This window comes from Acidovorax sp., assembly GCF_016783915.1.
GTDB lineage: Bacteria > Pseudomonadota > Gammaproteobacteria > Burkholderiales > Burkholderiaceae_C > Acidovorax.
On record NZ_JADHVT010000029.1, the window covers coordinates 21794 to 41281 of the forward strand.

At 68.0% G+C, this 19488-nt stretch carries 21 protein-coding genes; 2 read left to right on the forward strand and 19 right to left on the reverse strand.

Going from position 1 to position 19488, the window contains the following annotated elements:
- Positions 1-14 precede the first annotated feature (14 nt).
- Genes hypE through ISS20_RS08370 form a run of 18 tightly spaced genes read right to left on the reverse strand, consistent with a single transcriptional unit; the run spans position 15 to position 14105 of the window.
- A complete protein-coding gene (gene hypE, locus ISS20_RS08285) occupies positions 15-1127 on the reverse strand; it encodes a hydrogenase expression/formation protein HypE (protein WP_051248951.1) in 1113 nt (370 codons plus the stop codon).
- Positions 1124-2281, reverse strand: a complete 1158-nt coding sequence (gene hypD, locus ISS20_RS08290) for a hydrogenase formation protein HypD (protein WP_026436961.1) — start codon at positions 2279-2281, stop codon at positions 1124-1126. Before hypD ends, hypE begins: the two co-directional genes overlap by 4 nt.
- A complete protein-coding gene (locus tag ISS20_RS08295; RefSeq protein WP_026436962.1) occupies positions 2278-2526 on the reverse strand; it encodes a HypC/HybG/HupF family hydrogenase formation chaperone in 249 nt (82 codons plus the stop codon). Before ISS20_RS08295 ends, hypD begins: the two co-directional genes overlap by 4 nt.
- Entirely contained in the window at positions 2517-3698 is a 1182-nt protein-coding gene (locus tag ISS20_RS08300) for a hypothetical protein (protein WP_026436963.1), read from the reverse strand. The genes ISS20_RS08295 and ISS20_RS08300 overlap by 10 nt, the downstream gene beginning before the upstream one ends.
- 10 nt (positions 3699-3708) lie before the next feature.
- Positions 3709-4695 (reverse strand): hydrogenase nickel incorporation protein HypB, encoded by a 987-nt coding sequence (gene hypB, locus ISS20_RS08305; RefSeq protein WP_026436964.1) that lies wholly within the window; start codon positions 4693-4695, stop codon positions 3709-3711.
- A gap of 32 nt (positions 4696-4727) precedes the next feature.
- Positions 4728-5075 carry a hydrogenase maturation nickel metallochaperone HypA gene (locus ISS20_RS08310; protein WP_026436965.1) on the reverse strand — a complete coding sequence of 116 codons (348 nt, stop codon included), beginning with the start codon at positions 5073-5075 and terminating at the stop codon, positions 4728-4730.
- The gene (locus tag ISS20_RS08315; protein WP_291435521.1) at positions 5068-6216 is read right to left on the reverse strand and encodes a hypothetical protein; all 1149 of its coding nucleotides are present in this window, start codon (positions 6214-6216) and stop codon (positions 5068-5070) included. The genes ISS20_RS08310 and ISS20_RS08315 overlap by 8 nt, the downstream gene beginning before the upstream one ends.
- Before the next feature lie 11 nt (positions 6217-6227).
- On the reverse strand, positions 6228-6719 hold the full coding sequence (hybE, locus tag ISS20_RS08320) for a [NiFe]-hydrogenase assembly chaperone HybE (protein WP_051248958.1): 492 nt from the start codon (positions 6717-6719) through the stop codon (positions 6228-6230).
- Positions 6716-6943, reverse strand: coding sequence for a rubredoxin (locus tag ISS20_RS08325; protein ID WP_108497740.1), 228 nt, complete (start codon positions 6941-6943; stop codon positions 6716-6718). The genes hybE and ISS20_RS08325 overlap by 4 nt, the downstream gene beginning before the upstream one ends.
- A complete protein-coding gene (locus ISS20_RS08330; protein WP_026436968.1) occupies positions 6940-7827 on the reverse strand; it encodes a hydrogenase expression/formation protein in 888 nt (295 codons plus the stop codon). Before ISS20_RS08330 ends, ISS20_RS08325 begins: the two co-directional genes overlap by 4 nt.
- A 37-nt stretch (positions 7828-7864) precedes the next feature.
- Positions 7865-8362, reverse strand: coding sequence for a hydrogenase (locus tag ISS20_RS08335; protein ID WP_026436969.1), 498 nt, complete (start codon positions 8360-8362; stop codon positions 7865-7867).
- Positions 8363-8378: 16 nt separating this feature from the next.
- Positions 8379-8681 (reverse strand): HypC/HybG/HupF family hydrogenase formation chaperone, encoded by a 303-nt coding sequence (locus tag ISS20_RS08340; protein ID WP_026436970.1) that lies wholly within the window; start codon positions 8679-8681, stop codon positions 8379-8381.
- Between the two features lies 1 nt (position 8682).
- The gene (locus ISS20_RS08345) at positions 8683-9351 is read right to left on the reverse strand and encodes a HyaD/HybD family hydrogenase maturation endopeptidase (protein WP_108497741.1); all 669 of its coding nucleotides are present in this window, start codon (positions 9349-9351) and stop codon (positions 8683-8685) included.
- 19 nt (positions 9352-9370) lie between these two features.
- A complete protein-coding gene (locus tag ISS20_RS08350; RefSeq protein ID WP_233250309.1) occupies positions 9371-9712 on the reverse strand; it encodes a HigA family addiction module antitoxin in 342 nt (113 codons plus the stop codon).
- A gap of 1 nt (position 9713) precedes the next feature.
- Positions 9714-10451: a Ni/Fe-hydrogenase, b-type cytochrome subunit gene (cybH, locus tag ISS20_RS08355; protein ID WP_026436973.1), complete on the reverse strand. Its 738-nt coding sequence runs from the start codon at positions 10449-10451 to the stop codon at positions 9714-9716.
- A 27-nt stretch (positions 10452-10478) separates the two neighbouring features.
- A complete protein-coding gene (locus ISS20_RS08360) occupies positions 10479-11084 on the reverse strand; it encodes a HupE/UreJ family protein (protein WP_108497742.1) in 606 nt (201 codons plus the stop codon).
- 31 nt (positions 11085-11115) lie between these two features.
- Positions 11116-12975, reverse strand: a complete 1860-nt coding sequence (locus ISS20_RS08365) for a nickel-dependent hydrogenase large subunit (protein WP_026436975.1) — start codon at positions 12973-12975, stop codon at positions 11116-11118.
- 29 nt (positions 12976-13004) lie between these two features.
- A complete protein-coding gene (locus tag ISS20_RS08370; RefSeq protein WP_026436976.1) occupies positions 13005-14105 on the reverse strand; it encodes a hydrogenase small subunit in 1101 nt (366 codons plus the stop codon).
- Between the two features lie 309 nt (positions 14106-14414).
- On the opposite strand from ISS20_RS08370, the gene ISS20_RS08375 reads away from it, so the two are divergent.
- Both ISS20_RS08375 and ISS20_RS08380 read left to right on the forward strand, forming a co-directional pair.
- A complete protein-coding gene (locus ISS20_RS08375) occupies positions 14415-14885 on the forward strand; it encodes an MBL fold metallo-hydrolase RNA specificity domain-containing protein (protein ID WP_366827863.1) in 471 nt (156 codons plus the stop codon).
- Positions 14886-15405: 520 nt separating this feature from the next.
- Positions 15406-18648: an adenylate/guanylate cyclase domain-containing protein gene (locus ISS20_RS08380; RefSeq protein ID WP_108497432.1), complete on the forward strand. Its 3243-nt coding sequence runs from the start codon at positions 15406-15408 to the stop codon at positions 18646-18648.
- 21 nt (positions 18649-18669) lie between these two features.
- On the opposite strand, the gene ISS20_RS08385 is transcribed toward ISS20_RS08380, so the two are convergent.
- Positions 18670-19272 carry a Crp/Fnr family transcriptional regulator gene (locus tag ISS20_RS08385; RefSeq protein ID WP_108497433.1) on the reverse strand — a complete coding sequence of 201 codons (603 nt, stop codon included), beginning with the start codon at positions 19270-19272 and terminating at the stop codon, positions 18670-18672.
- Positions 19273-19488: the final 216 nt, after the last annotated feature.

A 19488-nucleotide genomic window follows, 5' to 3' on the forward strand; every position in this document is an offset into this window, starting at 1 on the left:
GCGACGCAGGGGGGTCAACATATCCTGGGAAGCTGTTCACCGCTGAGCCAGTCGACCACGCGCCGCCCGCCGAAACGCGTGGCCATCTGCACGAAGTGGTGCGGGTCGGTGGTGACCTCGCCGATGCGCGCGGCCTCGGCGCCCAGTGGATGGGCGCGCATGGCGGCCAGCACCGCGTCGGCCGCCTCGGGCGCACACACCGCGACCAGCTTGCCTTCGTTGGCCACGTACAGCGGGTCCAGGCCGAGCAGTTCGCAGGCCGCGTCCACCTGGGCGCGCACCGGAATGGCGGCCTCCTGCAGCAGCATGCCCACGCCGGACTGGCGCGCGATCTCGTTCAGCGTGGTGGCCAGCCCGCCGCGCGTGGGGTCGCGCAGCACGCGCACCGCGCCCGGCGCGGCGTGCAGCATGGCGGCCACCAGCGTGTGCAGCGCGGCGGTGTCGCTTTCAATGGTGGTCTCGAACGCGAGCGACTCGCGCTGCGAGAGCACCGCCACGCCGTGGTCGCCGATGGTGCCGGAGAGCAGCAGCACGTCGCCCGCGCGCGCGTTGCGCCCGGCGATGTCCACGCCCGGCGGCACCACGCCGATGCCGGTGGTGCTGATGAACACGCCGTCGCCCTTGCCCTTCTCCACCACCTTGGTGTCGCCGGTGACGATGGGCACGCCGGCGGCGCGCGCGGCCGCCGCCATGGAACGCACGATGCGCTGCAGCTCGGCCAGCGGAAAACCTTCTTCCAGGATGAAGCTCGCGCTCAGCCACAGCGGCGTGGCGCCGGACATGGCCACGTCGTTCACCGTGCCGTGCACCGACAGGCAACCCACGTCGCCGCCGGGAAAGAACAGCGGCGAGACCACGTGGCCGTCGGTGGCCATCACCAGCCGGCCCTGGCCGTTTGGGAACGCGGGCAGCGGCAGGCGCGCGCCGTCGTCGCCCTGGCGCAGGTAAGGGTTGTCGAAGGCGGCGAGGAACAGTTCCTCGATCAGCTGCGCCGCCGCCTTGCCGCCCGCGCCGTGGCCCATGTCCACGCGGCCGTGTTTGATGTCGAGCGGTCGGGTGTAGTTCTTCTTCACCGGCTTCGGCGCCGGGGCCTCGCCGCTGGCGGTCTGGTCGATGTCGGCTCTCATGGTGTGGCCTCCTCGGTGGCGGCCACGACCGGAATGTCGCGGAAGCGCCCGTAGGTGTAGTGCGCCGCGCAGGCGCCTTCGCTCGACACCATGCACGAGCCCACCGGGTTCTCGGGCGTGCACACGGTGCCGAAGATCTTGCAGTCGGTCGGCCGCTTCACGCCGCGCAGGATCGCGCCGCACTCGCAGGCCTTGTTGTCGGCCACCGGCTTGTAGTCGAGCGCAAAGCGGCGCTCGGCGTCGAAGGCCGCGTAGGCCTCGCGAATCTTCAGCGCGCTGTACGGCACCTCGCCCAGGCCGCGCCATTCGAAGCTGGGCCGCAGCTCGAACACCTCGGACACCACGGCCTGCGCCTTCAGGTTGCCTTCGGAGGTGACGGCGCGGCGGAACTGGTTCTCCACCTGCGCGCGGCCTTCGTTGACCTGGCGCACCAGCATCAGGATGGCCTGCATCACATCCAGCGGTTCGAACCCCGCGATGACGACCGGCTTGCGGTATTCCCCGGCGAAGTGTTCGTAGGGGCCGGAGCCGATCACGATGCTCACGTGCGCGGGGCCGACGAAGCCGTCGATGGGCACGGTGCCGTACTGGCGCACCTCGGGCGATTCGAGGATGTGCGTGATGGCCGAGGGCGTGAGCACGTGGCAGCACAGCACGCTGAAGTTGGTCAGGCCTTCGCGCTTCGCGAGCTGCAGCGTGAGGGCGGTGGGTGGCGTGGTGGTCTCGAAACCGATGGCGAAGAACACCACCTCGCGCTGCGGGTTCTGCCGCGCGATGGTGAGCGCGTCGGCGGCGGAATACACCATGCGGATGTCGCCGCCGCGCGCCTTCGCGCGGATCAATGAAAGGCTTTCCGAAGCCGGCACGCGCATGGTGTCGCCATAGGTGCAGACGATGGCGCCCTGCGCGAGCGCGAGGCCGATGGCCTGGTCGATGCGGCCGATGGGCAGCACGCACACCGGGCAGCCGGGGCCATGCACCATCTTCACGTTGGGCGGCAGCAGCTCCATCACGCCGTAGCGCGAGATCGCGTGCGTGTGGCCGCCGCAGAACTCCATGAAGCTGTAGGTGCGCGCCGGGTCGGCCTCGGCGGCGATGCGCGCGCCGATCTGCTGGGCGAGTTCGCCGTCGCGGAATTCGTCGATGTATTTCATTTGATCGTCTCCACCACCACGTCTTCATTCAGCTGCGCCATCTCCGCGAACATCGCGAGCGTGCGCTCGGCCTCTTCGGGGTCGATGGTGCCGATGGCGTGGCCCACGTGCACGATCACGTAGTCGCCCACCTGCACGTCGGCGACCAGGGCGATGGAGATCTCCTTGCGGATGCCACCGAGGTCGACCACGGCCTGGTCGTCGGGTCGCAGCTCCACCAGCCGCGCGGGTATGGCTAGGCACATGGTTGGGATTCCTTTTCGTGGGTGTCGTTGTGGTGTGCGGTGCCGGCTTCGAGCTGGCGCGCCGCGACCCAGGCCTGGCCGAGGGCGAGACCGGCATCGCCACAGCCGCTGGAGCCTGGCAGGTGCACCGCGAGGCCGGCGGCGCGCAGGCGTTCGCTCACGCGCTCGCGCAGCACACGGTTGAAGAAGCAGCCGCCACCCAGGCACACGGTGCGTGTGCCGTGTGCGCGCGCGGCCTGTGTGGCCCAGTGCGCCAGCGCGTCGGCCAGCGCGAGGTGAAAGCCCGCCGCCGCTTCGTCCACGCGCTCCGCGGGCACGTCGAGCAGGCGCGCGAACAGACCGCGAAGGTCCAGGCGGTGCTGGCCATCGGGCAGGGTGTCGGTGAGCAGGTCCACCAGCGCGTCGGCCAGCGGCTCGGGGCCCGCGTGGTGCGCAAGCCAGCGGCTGGCCGCCGCTTCCAGCGCGATCGCGGCCTCGGCCTCGTCGGTCTGGCGCACGCTCAGGCCCAGCGCGGCGGCGGCGGCGTCGAACCAGCGGCCGGTGCTGCTGGTGAGCGGGCTGTTCAGGCGGCGGTCCAGCATCTGCCGCACACCGCTCGCCGTGGCCTCGCCCACCGCTGGGGCGAAGCGCGGCACGATCTCGTCGCCGCGCTCCAGCGCGTGCAGCGCGCTCGCGGCCATGCGCCAGGGCTCGCGCGCAGCGCGGTCGCCGCCGGGCAGCGCGAGCGGGTGCAGGTGGCCCAGGCGCCGCAGCCGCGCGCCGTCCACCAGCAACAGTTCGCCGCCCCAGGCTTCGCCGTCGTCCCCGAGGCCCACGCCGTCCAGCGCGAGACCGATCACCGGGCCTTCGATTCCCTGTTCAGCCACCACCGCCGCGATGTGCGCGTGGTGGTGCTGCACGCCGATGACGGGCACGCCCAGCGCGTCCGCGAGTTCCACGGCGAAGCGGGTGCTGAAGAAATCGGGGTGCAGGTCGTGCGCCACCGCCTGCACCGGCTGGCCGTGCCGGCCCAGCAGCGCGCTCGCCGAGGCTTCCAGTGCGGCGCAGGCCACCGGGTCGCTCAGGTCGCCGTGCACTGGCGACCAGTGGGCCTGCCCGCGCGCGTCGAGCAGGCACGCGGCGTTCTTCAGCCAGGCGCCGCAGGCGAGCACGGAAGGGGCGGTGCGTTCCATGATGCTGGTGTCAGCCCGCGGTGGTGGCGCTCAGGGCCTCGCGTGTGCGGGCGAGTTCGGCCTCGAGCTGGCGCACGCGCTCGCGCAGCGCGGTTTCGCTGCCGTGGGTTTCGTCGTGGTGGTGATGGTGGTGGTCGTGGCCCATGCGGTGGTCCAGCCAGTGCAGCCATGCGTCCATGCCCTCACCCGTGGTGGCCGAGAGCTGGATCACCTCGATGCCCGGGTTCACGCGCCGCGCGAGTTCGATGCAGCGCGCCACGTCGAAGCGCACGTGCTGCAGCAGGTCGATCTTGTTGAGCACCATGAGCGAGGCGGCGGCGAACATGTCCGGATACTTCAGCGGCTTGTCCTCGCCCTCGGTCACCGACAGGATCGCCACCTTCGCGGCCTCGCCCAGGTCCCACACGGCGGGGCACACCAGGTTGCCCACGTTCTCGATGAACAACAGGCTGTGCGCGTGAGGGTGGTGGTGGCCGTGGTCATGACCGTGGTCGTGCGTGTGCAGGCGCGCGAAGGCCTCGGACACCATGGGCGCGTCGAGGTGGCAGCCCTTGCCGGTGTTGACCTGGATCGCCGGTGCGCCGGTGGCGCGGATGCGGTCGGCGTCGAAGCTGGTCTGCTGGTCGCCTTCGATCACCGACACCGCCAGGCCCGGCGCGTGCGCCTTCAGCGCTTCGATGGTGGCGCACAGCAGCGTGGTCTTGCCCGAGCCCGGGCTCGAGACGAGGTTGAGCGCTGTGACGCCGTGCGACTCGAAGTGCGCGCGGTTCTGCGCGGCCACGCGGTTGTTCGCGCCGAGGATGTCGGTCTCCAGCTTGATCGCGCGCGCCTGGCTCATGCCCGGCACCGACACGCGGGCCGAGCCCGCGCCGAAGTGCAGGTCGCCGTTGGCCGGGTTCACCTGCACCGGCGCTTCCGTGGCCGGGGCGTGGTGGTGCTGGTGTGAGGGGTGTGGGTGCGTGGCACCGCTGTCACTGCATCCGCATACGACGCACATGTCGAGTCTCCTGTTCTGTCTCGTGAGGCATTTCAATCATCGGCCACTTGCATGTCGAGCACGCGCAATTCGCTGCCGCCGGTCGGTTGCAGGTGGAAGCTGCCGCAGGCCGGGCAGGCGTCGCCGCGCTGCGCCAGGGCCACAGTCGTCGAGCAGCCCAGGCACCAGGCCTGGCCGGCCGGTTCGTCGATCTCGATGCGCGCGCCGTCCAGCAGCGTGCCGGGCGCCAGCGCCTCCAGCGCGAAGCGCAGCGCGCGCACGTCCACGCCCGCGAGCTGGCCGGCTTCGAGGCGCAGCGCCAGCAGGCGCGTGAAGCCTTCGCGCGCGGCGGTCTCTTCCACCAGCTGGAGCACGCCGCCGGCCAGGCTGGCTTCATGCATGGCCGGCCTCCTGTGCCTGGGCGCGGGGCAACGCGCGGTGTTCGATGGCGAACGGCACGCAGGGGTCGAACGCGGCCACCAGCAGGTTCACGCGCCGCGCGAGCGCGGCTTCGGGCAGGGCGGGGTCGAGCCGGGCCACGTGCCGGGCCACCTCGCCCTGCGGGTGGAAATTCCATTCGGTGGGCGCGACCACGCGGCAGGCCAGCACGCGCTGGGACACCGGGTCCACCTCCACCTGGTGCACCAGCAGGCCGCGCGCCATCTCCACCCAGGCCAGACCCCGGTTCGGCCCGGTGGAAAGCCCGCCCCAGTGCAGCCAGGCGTCGCCACCGTCGAGCGCAAGGCGCGACAGCTCTGCCAGGCGGCAGCCCAGCAGCGCCCAGGGTGACAGCGGTGTGTCGTCGGCCGCGCCGGCCAGGCGCGTCCACGGGCCGGTGTGGGCGCAGGCGCCGTGCCACTGCGGGCGCAGCGCGAACTGCGGCTTGAGCGCGAGCGTGGCGCCCAGCATGCGCAGGCCGGGCGGCTCGGCGTGCGGGCGCAGCGCGTGGTCGGGCGACAGCGGCGCGAAACCGTCGGCGCTGCTGCGCGCGCCGGCCACCAGCGCGGGCATCCAGTGGTGAGTGTGGCGGCGGCTCCAGGTGTGCAGCCAGTCGGGGCCGCCGGCCTGCCAGGCCGCGAGCCAGTCGGCGGCGGGCATCTGCAGCAGCGTGTGTTGCAGCCACTCGCGCAGCGGCGGCCAGGGTTCGGGCAGGGCCTGCGTGGGCGAAGGCCAGTGGCGCAGCGCGGACAGCGCGCTGGCGGCGTGTGCGCTGCGCGCGGCGCCATCGGCCAGCAGGCGCGGCCAGTCCAGGCCGATGCGGCGCACGTGCTCCATCGCGGTCTCGCGGCGCAACTGTTCGGCCACGCGCTCCTGTGGCGGCAACAGGCCGGGCGCGGCGGCGTCGATGGCGAGCTGGCTGCACAGGCGGTGCGCTTGGCTGCAGAGGTTGAACAGGCTGCCCATGAGGCCGGGCAGGCGCGCCGCCGGCACGCCATGGCCCATGCGCGCGGCCCAGTCCTGGCGTGTGCTCATCAAACCGAGTGGCGGCGGCGCACCGGGGGTGATGCGCAGCGCGCCCGCGAGCTGCTGCAGGCCGGGCATGGCCGCTGCGCTCATGCGCGCACCCCCGCACCCCGACCGAGAAAGAACGCCCGGCGCGCCGGCACGGGTTCAACCGGCACCGGCGTGGCCACCGGCGCGGGTCGGGCCAACGCCAGCGCTTCCTGCGCGGTCTCGCGCGCCAGCGCCTGGGTGGTGAATTCGCCCATGGGTGAGAACAGCGCGCAGGTCTCGTGGTAGCCGATGGCGGGGTCGTGCGCGCCGATGAAATCGAAACGCTCGCTGCCGAAGTTGCGCACGAAGCTGCGGCCCACCTGGTTGCCGTGCGGCAGCGGTGGCGCGGGCAGGCGCACCAGGCTCATGAACCACGGCGTGATCAGCACGCCCTCGGCCACCGGCTCTTCGGCGTCCGCGCCCCATTCGAAGCCCACCGCTTCCACGCACAGCGCCGCGTTCAGCAAGGGAATGCCCTGCATGCGCTCGACCTGCACCCGGCGGTAGAAATCCACCAGGGTCTGCACGCGGGTTTGCAAGGCGGCGTTCATAGAAGCAACAGAAACTGATCGGGTTCGCAATCGCAGTTCGGGCAGCGCCAGTGCGAGGGCAGATCGGCGAAGGGCGTGCCGGCGGGAATCTGCCATTGCGGGTCGCCCGTGGCGGGGTCGTACACCCACCAGCAGATCTTGCATTCCAGGCGCGAGTCCGGCCGCAGCACCTCGCGGTTGCCGAGGTAGGAGCCCTCGAAGCCTTCGAAGTGTTCCACGCTCAACTCCCTTCCAGCCAGGCCATCACCTCGCGCAGCCGGTCGTGCGAGTCGCGCAGGTCTTCGGGTGCGGCCATCGCCACCTCGGGCATGTCCACCACCTCCACCGTGTTGAGGATGACCTTGTCCATGGAGTTGTAGTACACCACGCGCCAGCAGTTCGGCAAGCGCGTGTTGGAGATGCGGCAGTTGCCGTAACCGCGCGACAGCATCAGCACGCGGCCGGTGCCGAGCTGGTGGTCCAGAAAGCCGATGTCTTCCGGCGACACCGGCAGCAGCGTGAGGTTGACCACGTGCGGCACCTGGCCGGGCCGCCACTGCGCCACCTGGTCGCGGATCTCGTCCACCAGCAGTGGCGCGTTCTGCACGTTGGGCGGCAGCTCGCCGCGCCACACGGGCTGTTCGGCCCACACATCCTCGGCGGCGATGGCGGCGAACAGCGAAGGCACCGGGCCGACCTCGATCGCGTCGTCCACCGGCACCAGCACGGGTTCGTCTGCGCCCTCGCCGCGCCGCCAGGTCATGAGCCGCCAGACGCCGGCGAATACCGATTCCTGCACGCGCACTTCCAGATTGCCTGCGCTCAGCTGCACGATGGCACTGGCCTCGCCCTCGCCCATCACCTGGTTGATGACCTGGAAGTCGCGCGGGGCCAGCCGGCCCAGCGGCACCATGCCCGGCGCGCCGCCATTGGCGCCGCGCTCGAGCAGCGCCAGCACCTGCTGCAGCGCGTTGCGCGCCTGGTCCAGGCCCGCGAGTTCCTCGGGCTCGGGCAGCATCGGCGGGCGGTAGGTGTCCATGTCTTTCGGCATGGGCATGTAGTCGAGCGAATCGTCCTCGGTGTGCGTGCCGGGGCCCAGGGCCACGAGGGGAATGGGGAATTCTTTCATGGGGTGTGTCCTTGCAAGGTGCGGGAAGGCGTGGCGTTCAGTGGCAACCGCCGGCGTCGCTGGAAGAAGCGGTCTTGCTCACCACCGGAATGCCGATGGTGGGCGGGCGTGAGGGCGGCATGCGCAGCGCGGCGTCCACGCCCTGCAGGTACACGTCCCAGTCCTGCATGCCGGCGATGGCGGTCACGTACTGGCCGCCGCGGAAGAAGAGGAGCGAAGGCCAGCGCTGCGAGCCGTAGCGGCGCGCCACCGCGTCTTCGCTGTCGCGCGGCACGGCGGCCACTTCGAAGCGCTGGGGGAACACCTTCATCAGCTCGGGCAGCACGGCGGCCACGTCCTGCCCTTCGGGGAAGCGCACCGCGTCGCCTGCGAGCAGCAGCACGCGGTCGCCGGGCAGCGCGGCCCAGTCGGCCACGCTGGTTTCGTCCACCAGCGCGGCGCCGAAGTCGCGCACCAGGCGCATCACCAGCGGCGCGGCGGGGTCGGTGCTGGGCGGGGTGACGGCCAGCGGGCGGAAAGCGGTTTCGATGGTCATGAAGGTCTCCAGAAAATCAAGGGCCAGCAAGCTGGCGGAGTTGTTCGGCGCTCATGCGCGAAGGCAGCTCGAAGCCGGCATCGCCACTCAATACATCGCCCTGCATGGCGCCCAGCACCAGATCCAGCGTGGCGTTGACTTCGCTGGCGCGAGCGGCGTCGATGCACTCGCGCGCGTCACTCAGAAACACCAGCAGCCAGTCGCCCGGCGCCACGTCACCCACCAGTGCGGTGTTGACGCGGCGGCGTTCACCGCGCCCTTCGCACACCGCATGGCCCGGCTCGACAGCGGTCACTTGCATGGGAATGCCGATGCACATGTCAGGCCGCCTCTTTGGGGAAGAAGCGATCATCGCCTTCGCGGCAGGCCGCTTCCGGCGCGGGGCGCTGCGTTTCGTAGGCCGCGAGCGCAAGCTCGTCCATGGTTACGGTCTCGCGGCTGCTCAACGGCGCCAAGCGCGGCGCGGGCTGGCCGCCCCAGCGCGCGATCTCGGCCACGCCGAGCAACAGCGCTTCTTCCATCGCGGCCTTCACCACCGGGCGCAGGCTGCCGCCGTAGTCTTCCAGCTCCTGCGGCTGGCAACCGATCAGCAGCACGCGCGACGGGTACTTGCCCGTGAGCTGCGCGAGCGACAGCACTTCCTGGAAGCCGGTCTGGTGCAGGCTCATCTTCTTCGCGCCCATGAAGCGCGGCACCGCGTCGTCGCGCACCAGCTTCAGCGTGCCGGGCGCCAGGCCGTAGTCGATGGCGTCGAAGATCAGCAGCGCGTCCGCTTCCTGCACGTGCTGGATCAGGTACAGGCCCTGCGTGCCACCGTCCACCAGCGACACATGCGGCGCGAACGCGTGGCGCTGCTGCAGCGCTTCCACGCAGCGCACGCCAAAGCCCTCGTCGGCCCACAGCAGGTTGCCGATGCCGAGCACGCAGATGGAAGTGGGCAGCGTGTCACCACCGGGGTGACAGGTCGTTTGGGGCGAGGTGGGGCGCATGGCTGGGCTCACTGGGAGATCAGAAGGATGAGGAAGGGGAAGAGGCGGAACGCAGCCGCTTCCAGGCGTGGAAGCTGTCCCAGGCGGCCTGCTGCGTCAGCCAGAACGCGGCGTCGACGCGGAACACGCGCGCGCAGCGGATGGCGGTGTCGGGCGACATGGCACGCTGGCCGTGCACCAGCTCGTGGAGCCGGCGGCGCGACATGCCGAGCAGCCGCGCGGCTTCGCTCTGGTTCAGCGAGAGCGGCAACAGGCAGGTGCGCGCCAGCAAGCGGCCTGGGTGCGTGGGCACGCGCAGCGGCACTCCCACCGGTGGTTGCACCGGTGCCGCCCTGAACCTGGAGCGGGCTGCGCGGCTCACGTCATTCCTTGAACGTGCGGTGGCCGGAAATCATCGTGCTCACAATGCTCTGCCGGCCCATGATGTCTTCGCGGATGGCGGCGTAGATGTGCAGGATGACGAACAACACCACGCCCCACATGCCCATGCGGTGCCAGGTGTGCACGTCCTGACTCTGACCAAACAGCGGGATCACCCATCCAAACATCCGCTCCTGCCACGAGCCCATCTGCGAGCCCTCGCCGTACAACGCGAAGCCGGTCACGACCATGAAGATCGACAGCATCAGGTAGAAGAAGAACATGGCAAAGCGCGCCAGCGGGTTGTGGCCCACGTACTGGTTCGGCTTCGGGATGAGAAACAGGTACCAGCGCAACATGTTGAACACCTCGAGCCAGTACGCCTTCTGGAACACCGGCACCCAGAACAGTTCCTTGGCGTGGTGGTTGCCCACGAGCGCCCAGTAGGCGCGCCCCACCAGCCCCACGGCCATGATGTAGCCAGCCGCAAAGTGCGCGAAGCGGATGTAGCCCATGAGGTAGTTCGCGCTGGCCTCGCCCGGCATGGTAGGCAGCGGCACACCGATGAAATAGCCGGTGACGCACAGCACCGTGATGGCGAGCGCATTGATCCAGTGCCAGAGGCGCACCGGCACTTCGTACACATAGACCGAGCGGATCGTCTGGCCCTGCTGCAGTTCCAGCGCATCGCGCTCGGCACCCGTGGCGTGGTGAGGCGTGTGTTGGTGTGTGGCGGACATGGTGATGACCTCCTGGAATGAGTGGACTCAGGCCGCAAGCTGCCCGAAGAGATACAGGCCCGCCGCGCTCAGCAGCGCGCCCAGCCCACCGAGCACCACGCCGCTGCGCTCGGCCAGCCAGCGCTTGATACCCATGCCCATGCCCACGCCACCCCCATGCAGCAGCGCCGTGGTGATCAGGAAGCCCGCCGCGTAGCCGGCAAAGCCGCTCTCGGGCGTTTCGGAACCGTGCGCCAGGCCATGCAGCGAAGCGGCCGCTGCGATCAGCCCGAGGCCAATGGCAGGCGTCACGGTGGCGCGGCGCGCGAGCAGCAGCATTGCGCCGAACATCACCACCGAGAGCGACACGCCGTGCTCCAGGTAGGGCACGGTGAAGCCGAGCATGCCCAGCGTGGCGCTGGCGATGAGCACGAGCAGGAACACAACCGGGCCCTGCCAGGCTTTACCAGCCGGCAGCGCCGAGACCGACCACACGCCCACGGCCACCATGGCCAGAAGATGGTCTGCGCCGAAGGGATGCACCAGGCCCTCATAAAGACTGCTGGTGCCATGGCCGGTGTGGGCCTGCGAGGTGCTGGCCAGGCCGGCGAGCAGTGCGGCGGCGATCAGGCCGCGCGTTGTTTTTGCGTTCATGGGAGTCTCCTCGTTGTTCTGGGGTGGATGTTCACCGCACCGTGACGCGGCTCATTTCTTGCCCGTCTTCGCTCATCACGTGCGTGGAGCAGGCCAGGCAGGGGTCGAAACTGTGCAGCGTGCGCAGAATTTCCAGCGGCTGCTCAGGGTTGACCATTGGCGTATTCATCAACGAGGCCTCGAAGGCACCGATCTGCCCCTTGTGATCGCGCGGCGAGCCGTTCCAGGTGGTGGGCACCACGCACTGGTAGTTTTCGATCTTGCCGTCCTTGATGCGGATCCAGTGGCCCAGCATGCCGCGCGGTGCAGCCACCGTGCCCACGCCCTTGGCCTCCTTCGGCCAGGTCTTCGGGTCCCACTTCTCGATGTTGGCGGTGCTACTGTCGCCGCCCTTGATGTTGTCGACCATCTGCTTGAAGTCGTCCATCATCATTTCAGCGGCGTACTGGCTTTCCAGTGCGCGCGCCAGCGTGCGGCCAATGGTGGTCGGCAGGAGCTGCTTGGCGGTGTACCTGGTCTCGGGCAGGCCCAGCGCCTTCGGAATGCCGCTATTGATGGCCGCCGCCGCCTCGTCCACCTGCTGCTTCACGCGCTGGCAATACTTGTTGCCTTGCGTGGCGTGCGCATAACCCAGGATGTAGCGCGACAGCGGGCCCACTTCCACCGCGTGGCCGCGCCAGCGAGGCGACTTGATCCACGAGTATTTGGCCGATTCGTCGAGCTGCTCGATCTTCGTGCGCGTGCCCTTGAAGTTCGGCCCCTCGGGGTTGTAGTTTGCCTCGGTCACGCCGTCCCATGGGTGCAGACCCTTGGTCTCGTCGCCGTACTTGTACCAACTGTGCGTCACGAACTCCTGCACCTGCTCGGGATCGCGCGGGTCGATCTCGTGAATCTTGTTCCAGTCGCCATCCAGAATCACGCCGCCCGGCAACTGGTGCGTGCTGTGGTCGTAAGGCACCTTCTCGTACGTACCGTAATCGGCCACGTTGGTGGCCGACAGGCCGCCACCGTACAGCCAGCCCGCCTGCTTGTAGATGGTGCCGATGGCCAGCACGTCTGGCACGTAGACGTTGTTGTTGAAGTCGATCATTTCCTGGATGCGGGCCTGCACGAAATTCAGCCGCTCCATGTTGATCGGGGCCCCCGCAGCGCCGTCGCCGTCGATGTTGATCGCGCACGGCACGCCGCCCACCAGGTAGTTGGGGTGTGGGTTCTTGCCGCCGAAGATGGTGTGCACCTTCACCCATTCCTTCTGCAGGTCCAGTGCCTCCAGGTAGTGTGTCACCGCCATCAGGTTCGCCTCGGGCGGCAAAACATACGCCTTTGAACCCCAGTAGCCATTGGCGAACGGGCCGAGCTGGCCGCTCTCCACGAACTTCTTCAAACGGTTCTGCACATCACGGAAATAGCCGGGCGACGACATCGGATGCGACGGCGACACCATGTGCTGCAGGTCGCTCGTCTTCTTCGGGTCCGCCTTCAGGCACGAGATCACGTCCACCCAGTCGAGTGCGTGCAGGTGGTAGAAGTGCACCGCGTGGTCGTGCACCTGCAGCGTCTTGGCCATCATCTCGCGGATGAGGTGGGCGTTCAGCGGAATGCGGATGTCCAGCGCGTCTTCCACCGCGCGCACCGACGCGAGCGCGTGGCAACCGGTGCAGACACCACAGATGCGCTCGACGAACGCCCAGGCGTCGCGCGGGTCGCGGCCTTTCAAAATCACCTCCAGACCGCGCCACATGGTGCCGGTGGAGACCGCATTGCGGATCACGTTGTTGCTGTCGAGGTTCACCTCGCAGCGCATGTGGCCTTCGATCCGCGTCACCGGGTCGACGACGATGCGCCGACCGGTGTTGTCCATGCGGAAGCCTTGAGTTTCGTAAGCACCCATTTTTTTCCTCGTTCTCGTCGTGGGGTCAGTCAGTGGTCGGCGGGTGTGCGCTTGTCTTCCGGCTTGCTGGCGTTGTTGTTGTCGCGCACGCGCTTGGCCACCGAAATCGCCGCATGCGCGGCCACTGCCGCACCAACCACACCGGCCGCCGTGCCACCGATCTGGTCGGCGTTGGCCTCGATGCCGAAGGCATGGATGTCGGTCAGGCGGTCGTAGAACGAGCCCTTGTCCCAGAAGCCGTCTTCCGAACAGCCGATGCAGCCGTGACCGGCCTTGATCGGGAAGCTCGTTCCCTCGTTCCACTGCACAGTGGAGCAGGCGTTGTAGGTGGTGGGTCCCTTGCAACCGACCTTGTAGAGGCAATAACCCTTGCGCGCGGAATCGTCGTCCCAGGCCTCGACGAACTGGCCGGCATCGAAGTGCGGGCGGCGGTAGCACTTGTCATGGATGCGCTGGCTGTAGAACATCTTCGGGCGACCCTGGCGGTCGAGCTCGGGCACGCGGTCGAAGGTGAGCATGTAGGTGATCACGCCCGTCATCACCTCGGGAATGGGCGGGCAGCCCGGCACCTTGATGATGGGCTTGTCGGTGATGACCTTGTGGATGGGCGTGGCCTGCGTCGGATTGGGCTTCGCCGCCTGCACGCAACCCCAGGACGCGCAAGAGCCCCAGGCGATGATGGCCTTGGCGTCCTTAGCGACGTGCTTGAGCTTCTCCACGAAGGGCTTGCCGGACTGGATGCAGAACATGCCGTCTTCGTTGAGCGGCGGGTTGCCTTCCACGGCCAGGATGTACTGGCCCTTGTACTTGGTCATGATCTCTTCGAGGATCGCCTCGGCCTGGTGGCCTGCGGCGGCCATCAGTGTGTCGTCGTAATCAAGCGAGATCATGGACAGCACAACGTCCTTGGCCAGCGGATGGGCGCTGCGGATGAAGCTCTCGGTGCAGCAGGTGCATTCCAGGCCATGCAACCAAAGCACCGGTGTGCGCGGCTTGTTCTCCATGGCGTGCGCGATCTGCGGTACGAAGGACGGCGCCAAGCCCAGCGAAGTGGCCGTGAGCGAGCAGTATTTGAGAAAGCTGCGGCGCGAAATGCCTTTGCGGCGCATGACCTCGTAGAAGGTTTCCATGGCGAATGTCTCCAGGTACTTGTGGTGAGCACCACGCTGTCCTGTCCGCATCGGGATGGAGAGACAACGCGGCACGCTTATGGGCGGGGGCGAGTCTTCATTGCAAATCGCGCGCCAGTGCATGCGCCTCGCGGGAATACCCTGGGAGGCCCACGTAAGTCCTTGTTTTATTTGGCCTTCAACTACGCCCAATGCGAGTCTTTAGATCGTCTCGGCTTTCGACTGAGAGATAAAATTCCACAGCCGCCATCAAAGTGAAATGTTACCTTCCAGAACTGGGCCAACTGCATCGAGCGCTACCGATACCTCGTGACACTATTCAAGAAGCTTCCATTGGCGCAGAACGTCAACGACTACGAGGCTCCCGACGCCATCCAACCCTTTCCCAAGGTGATCGTCTCCGCAAGTGGCATGGCCACTGGCGGACGAGTGCTCCATCACATCGCCGCCTTTGGGCCAGTTCACCGCAACACCATCCTGTTCTCTGGCTTCCAGGCGGCGGGCACGCGAGGTCGCACGTTGCTCCAAGGCGCGCGCGAGGTGAAGATTCACGGTCAATGGGTCTCGGTGCGGGCAGAGGTTGCGGAGCTGCCCATGCTGTCTGCGCATGCCGATAGCAATGAATTGCTGCGTTGGCTCGGCGGTTTTCGGCGCGCGCCTCGGCGTATCTTCATAGTGCATGGAGTGCCGGACGCCGCAGACGCGCTGCGCGTGCGCATTAAACGGGGAGTGGGCTGGGATGCGGTGGTGTCCCGACAAGATCAAGTGTTCAGTTTGTAATGGATGGCTTAGAGCGCAAAAGCCAGACCTTGCTAAGAAACTCTTTGGCGAGGGCCCAGACAAAGCGAGGAACCTGACGTCCTTACTGACCGTACGGGACCGGATGCGTTTCAGGCCCTTGAGGGCACGACCCAGGCTGCCGGCCTCAACGTGTCTGCGACGCGGGAGGGGTCGTCATCAGCATGTAGCACCGTTTTTTTCTAGATACTCTAATCGCCGGATGCTCAAGAAGCTTTTTTTGAACTACTCACTCAGGGCAGAAAAGCCGTAGATGAGACGTGGTGGTATTTTTGGTGGTATCTTCGAAAAACAAATCAAGAAAATCGAGAATCCACGCGGCCTACAGCCCGTCATGTGAACGACGCCCTCCCGCCAATTGACAGCCGTCGAGGTCAGCCGACAGCAGCCGACACAGCAAAGCCCTTGAATCCCAAGGGCTTTTTTGTTGGTGCCCTTGCCAGTCTCAGGGCGCTTTACGAACCCCGCCCACGACCATAGACTGGTCCGCCGGAGGTGGCCCATGTCACTCGATGTCTCGTCCTGGTTGCAGTCGCTCGGGCTGGGCGAATACGCGCAGGCTTTCGCCAGCAACCACATCGACGAGTCGGTGCTGCCCGATCTGACCGATGCCGATCTCAAAGAGCTGGGGGTGGCCGCGCTGGGCCATCGCAAGAAGATTCTCGGCGCCATTGCGCAGGGGCCGCGCCAGCCACCGCCCACCGCCGGTCTGTCCGCGCAGCGGCGGCAGGCGGCGGTGCTGTTTGCCGACATTTGTGGCTTCACCGAACTGTGCACCCGGCTCGACCCCGAAGACGTGCAGCGCCTGTGCGAGCGCTTCTACGCGCTGTGCGACCCCGCCATCACCGAAGCCGGCGGGCTGGTGGACAAACACCTGGGCGACGGTGTGATGGCGATTTTTGGTGCCCCGATTGCACACGGCGACGACACGCTGCGGGCACTGCGTGCGGCACAGGCGTTACACCAGGTGGCGGCCGTGCTCACCTCAGAGTTTGGCGTGGCGTTCGGGCAGAGCGTGCAGCTGCACATCGGCGTGTCGTTGGGCGAGGTGGTGGCCGGCGGGCTGACCCACGGCGGCTACACGGTGTTGGGCGATGCGGTCAACCTGGCTTCGCGCCTGGTGGGCCAGGCCGGTTCGAATGAGACCGTGGTGTCCGAAGCGGTGGTGCGCACGGTGGGAGACGGCGCCCGCTTTGAGGCCATGGGCCCGCATGCGCTCAAGGGCATCGACTTGCCGCAGCCACTGTGGCGGCTGCAGTCCATCGCGCCGGCGGAGGGTATGGCGGCGTCGCCGCTGATGGGCCGTGATGCCGAGCGGGCCGCTTTGCACCAGATCATTGATCTGGCATGCCGCGCGGGCGCCGGCCATGTGGCGCTGCTGCGCGGCGAGCCGGGCATTGGCAAGACGCGGCTGGTGGAAGCTGTGCGGGCCCATGCGCTGGCGCAAGGCTGTGTGGTGGTCGGCGCGCAGGCGCTGGACTTCGGCGGCGGGCGCAGCGGCGGCCTGCTGGCTCAGTGGGCGGCGGGGCTGCTGCCGCAGCGCGTGGGCGAGGTGGCCCTGGCGCTGGAGGGTGACGCGCCGCTGCTTTGGCAGGCCGCGCTGGCCGACCTGGTGCAAGGCGCCATGACCAGCGACGGCCGCACCGCCTGGCAGGCCGCGGGCGCCATGGCCCGGCGCGCCGCCGTGCATGAACTGCTGACGCACCTGGCCAGCCGCAGCAGCGCGCGCCAGCCCACGCTGCTGGTGGCGGAAGACCTGCACTGGGCCGACGCCGATACCCTGGAAGGCATGGCGCGCCTGGCGCAGCTGGCCCGCACACAAGCGCTGGTGTTGCTGGCCACCAGCCGGGGCGATGGCGACCCGCTGGAGCGCGGCTGGCAGCAGGCACTGGGCGATGCGCCCCTGACCACCTTCAACCTGGGCCCGCTGGACAAAGAAGACGCCACCGCACTCGCACGGCACTTTGGCCCAAAGCCCGATGGCTGGCTGCGCGAGTGTGTGGAGCGCTGCGGCGGCAACCCGCTGTATCTGGACCAGCTGCTGCGCCACGCCAGCGAGGCCGGTGGCACCGCCCTGCCCGCCTCGCTGCGCAGCCTGGTGATTGCACGGGTGGACCGCCTGCCCGCAGCCGAACAGGACGTGCTGCGCACGGCCAGCGTGCTGGGCCAGCGCTTCGAGCCGCAGGCGCTGTTTGCGGTGCTCAACCACACCAACCCCGCACTGAGCGCCAGCCTGCGCACCGGCCTGCTGCGCGCCGAAGGCCACACCCTGTGTTTTGGCCACGCGCTGATTCGCGAGGGCATCTACATGTCACTGCTGCGGGAGCCACGCGCCCGGCTGCACCGCGCGGCGGCCCAGTGGTTTGTCGATCGCGACCCGGTGCTGTGCGCCGAACACCTTGAGCGGGCGGGCGACCCCGGCGCGCCTTCCGCCTATGCGCGGGCGGCCGCGGTGGAACGCGAGGCGCTGCGTGCCGCCGCCGCGCTGGCCCTGACCGATCGAGGGCTTGCCCTGCAGCCCGATACCAGCGCGCGCGGCACCCTGCTGCTGGTGCGTGGCGCCGCGCAACTGGACATGGGACAGGCCCGTGCCGCACAGGACACCTTCACCCTGGCCCTGGCCGTGCACGAAAGTGGCGCCGAACGCTGCACCGCCCTGCTGGGCCTGGCCGGCGCGCGCCGCATCTTTGACGACCTGGACGGCGCGCTGTCGGCACTTGATCAGGCCGAAGCCATCGCCACGCAGGCGGACGACTGGGCCACGCTCTCGGCCATCCAGCACCAGCGCGGCAACATTGCGTTTCCGCTCGGGCAGACCGACATCTGCCTGGCCGCGCAAACGCAGGCACTGGCGCTGGCCGACAAGGCGCGGTCGCCGCTTGCGCGGGCCATGGCGCTGGGCGGCCTGGGCGACGCCGAGTACGCACGCGGCCGCTGGCTGGTGGCCCACGATTGCTTCACCCGCTGCGTGGCCGCGTCGCGCGAAAGCGGTCAGGGGCGCACTGAAATCGCCAACGCGCCCATGGCCGCCTTTTGCCGGTTTGGCTCGCTGGATGTGCGGGCGATGCAACAGGAGGCGATTGACGCGATGCAACGCGCCCGTGCCGTCGGGCTGCCCCGGGCCGAAATGATCGCGATACACGCGGTGATACTGGCCCTGCAGGAAATGGGCCGCTTCGACGAGGTGGAGCCCCTGGCGCTGCGCGCCCAGCAGCTAGCGCAGGAGATGGGTGCGGCCCGATTCGAGCCGGAGAACCGCATATTCCTGGCCGACGCGCTGGCGTGGGCTGGACAAGTGGAGCGGGCCCGACAAGAGGCCAGTCTGGCTGTGGCGCGGCTGCGTGAAATCCACACCCCGCACTACATGGCGCCGGCAGTGCTGTCGATTGCCGCGCGCATTGAACCCGATACCGACATAGCTGACCGGCACCTGGCGCAAGCCCTGGCAATGATCGAAAAAGGCGGGCTGGCACACAACCACGTCTGGGTGCACCGCAACGGCATAGAGATCGGCTGGCTGCGCCGTGACGCGGTATTGATCGGGCACCATGCGCAGCAACTGGAACGGCGCTTTGCCTTCGCACCCATGCCACTGACCGATCTGCTGGTGCAACGCGCAAGCGTGATGCGGGGACACCTGCAGGGCACCCGCACCCCAGCCTGGGCAGCCCAACTGCAAGCCTTGCGCAAAACCACCGGGATGCATGGCCTTCGGCTGCTTGGCCAAACGCTGGATGAGCTCTAAGCGATCAACACAAAGGCGCGATCACCCCACTGTTCGCGCGTAATCTCGCCGGTTGCTGTCGTAGCAACTGCACGCCCTGGTGTGCAAAGCGTCGCGGTCGAGCACCGTGAGCTTGCCCCGCCGGTATTCGATCAGGCCAAGGCGCTGCATTTCGCTGGCAGCCACAGTGACGCCCACACGGCGCACGCCCAGGATGCAGGCCAGAAAGGCATGCGTCACGTGAAAAGTGTTGCCATTGGCGCGGTCCTGGCTCATGAGCAACCAGCGGGCCAGGCGCGGTCCGATCTCGTGAAAGCGCTCGCATGCGGCGCCCAGACTGAGCTGCTCCATGCGAAAGCTCAGGTACCGCGACACGAGTCTGCGCAACAACGGGCTCTCGATCAGGGCCGCCTGAAAAACCGATGCCTTCATCCGCCACGCGGTCCCCTCATCCTGAACCACGGCGCGCCAGGGGGCCGTCGTCTGACCGAGCAGCAGTTCGGCGCCCAACATCCCTTCACTTCCGACCATGCCCACTTCCAGGCCTGGGCGATCGGCGGCTTCAATCGCAAGGGAAACAAAACCGGCGGTGGGGAAATACACGTGGCGCGTGCGTGCGTGGCGTTCACACACGACTTCCGACATCGCCCAATCGGTGGGTTCGCATTGTTCGATAAGGCGTTTGCGCTCAGTGCGCCCCAGCAATTCGAGCAGGTGGTTGTCTTGGGGTCTCCTCGTTTTCAGTGCAATAAGTGACGGTACGAAAAGCTAGCACTGGCGCGGAGGTGGTGTTGGTAGATCGTTGATTTCATTGACTTTCCTGTTCACTTTCAAATCTGCGATTCGTGGCGTCAAACCGTG

Bases quoted from the DNA above. Each gene is read 5' to 3' on its own strand.
- hypE (WP_051248951.1), bottom strand. From the start codon at position 1,127: ATGAGAGCCGACATCGACCAGACCGCCAGCGGCGAGGCCCCGGCGCCG.
- hypD (WP_026436961.1), bottom strand. From the start codon at position 2,281: ATGAAATACATCGACGAATTCCGCGACGGCGAACTCGCCCAGCAGATC.
- ISS20_RS08295 (WP_026436962.1), bottom strand. From the start codon at position 2,526: ATGTGCCTAGCCATACCCGCGCGGCTGGTGGAGCTGCGACCCGACGAC.
- ISS20_RS08300 (WP_026436963.1), bottom strand. From the start codon at position 3,698: ATGGAACGCACCGCCCCTTCCGTGCTCGCCTGCGGCGCCTGGCTGAAG.
- hypB (WP_026436964.1), bottom strand. From the start codon at position 4,695: ATGTGCGTCGTATGCGGATGCAGTGACAGCGGTGCCACGCACCCACAC.
- ISS20_RS08310 (WP_026436965.1), bottom strand. From the start codon at position 5,075: ATGCATGAAGCCAGCCTGGCCGGCGGCGTGCTCCAGCTGGTGGAAGAG.
- ISS20_RS08315 (WP_291435521.1), bottom strand. From the start codon at position 6,216: ATGCCCGGCCTGCAGCAGCTCGCGGGCGCGCTGCGCATCACCCCCGGT.
- hybE (WP_051248958.1), bottom strand. From the start codon at position 6,719: ATGAACGCCGCCTTGCAAACCCGCGTGCAGACCCTGGTGGATTTCTAC.
- ISS20_RS08330 (WP_026436968.1), bottom strand. From the start codon at position 7,827: ATGAAAGAATTCCCCATTCCCCTCGTGGCCCTGGGCCCCGGCACGCAC.
- ISS20_RS08335 (WP_026436969.1), bottom strand. From the start codon at position 8,362: ATGACCATCGAAACCGCTTTCCGCCCGCTGGCCGTCACCCCGCCCAGC.
- ISS20_RS08340 (WP_026436970.1), bottom strand. From the start codon at position 8,681: ATGTGCATCGGCATTCCCATGCAAGTGACCGCTGTCGAGCCGGGCCAT.
- ISS20_RS08345 (WP_108497741.1), bottom strand. From the start codon at position 9,351: ATGCGCCCCACCTCGCCCCAAACGACCTGTCACCCCGGTGGTGACACG.
- cybH (WP_026436973.1), bottom strand. From the start codon at position 10,451: ATGTCCGCCACACACCAACACACGCCTCACCACGCCACGGGTGCCGAG.
- ISS20_RS08360 (WP_108497742.1), bottom strand. From the start codon at position 11,084: ATGAACGCAAAAACAACGCGCGGCCTGATCGCCGCCGCACTGCTCGCC.
- ISS20_RS08365 (WP_026436975.1), bottom strand. From the start codon at position 12,975: ATGGGTGCTTACGAAACTCAAGGCTTCCGCATGGACAACACCGGTCGG.
- ISS20_RS08370 (WP_026436976.1), bottom strand. From the start codon at position 14,105: ATGGAAACCTTCTACGAGGTCATGCGCCGCAAAGGCATTTCGCGCCGC.
- ISS20_RS08380 (WP_108497432.1), top strand. From the start codon at position 15,406: ATGTCACTCGATGTCTCGTCCTGGTTGCAGTCGCTCGGGCTGGGCGAA.
- ISS20_RS08385 (WP_108497433.1), bottom strand. From the start codon at position 19,272: ATGTCGGAAGTCGTGTGTGAACGCCACGCACGCACGCGCCACGTGTAT.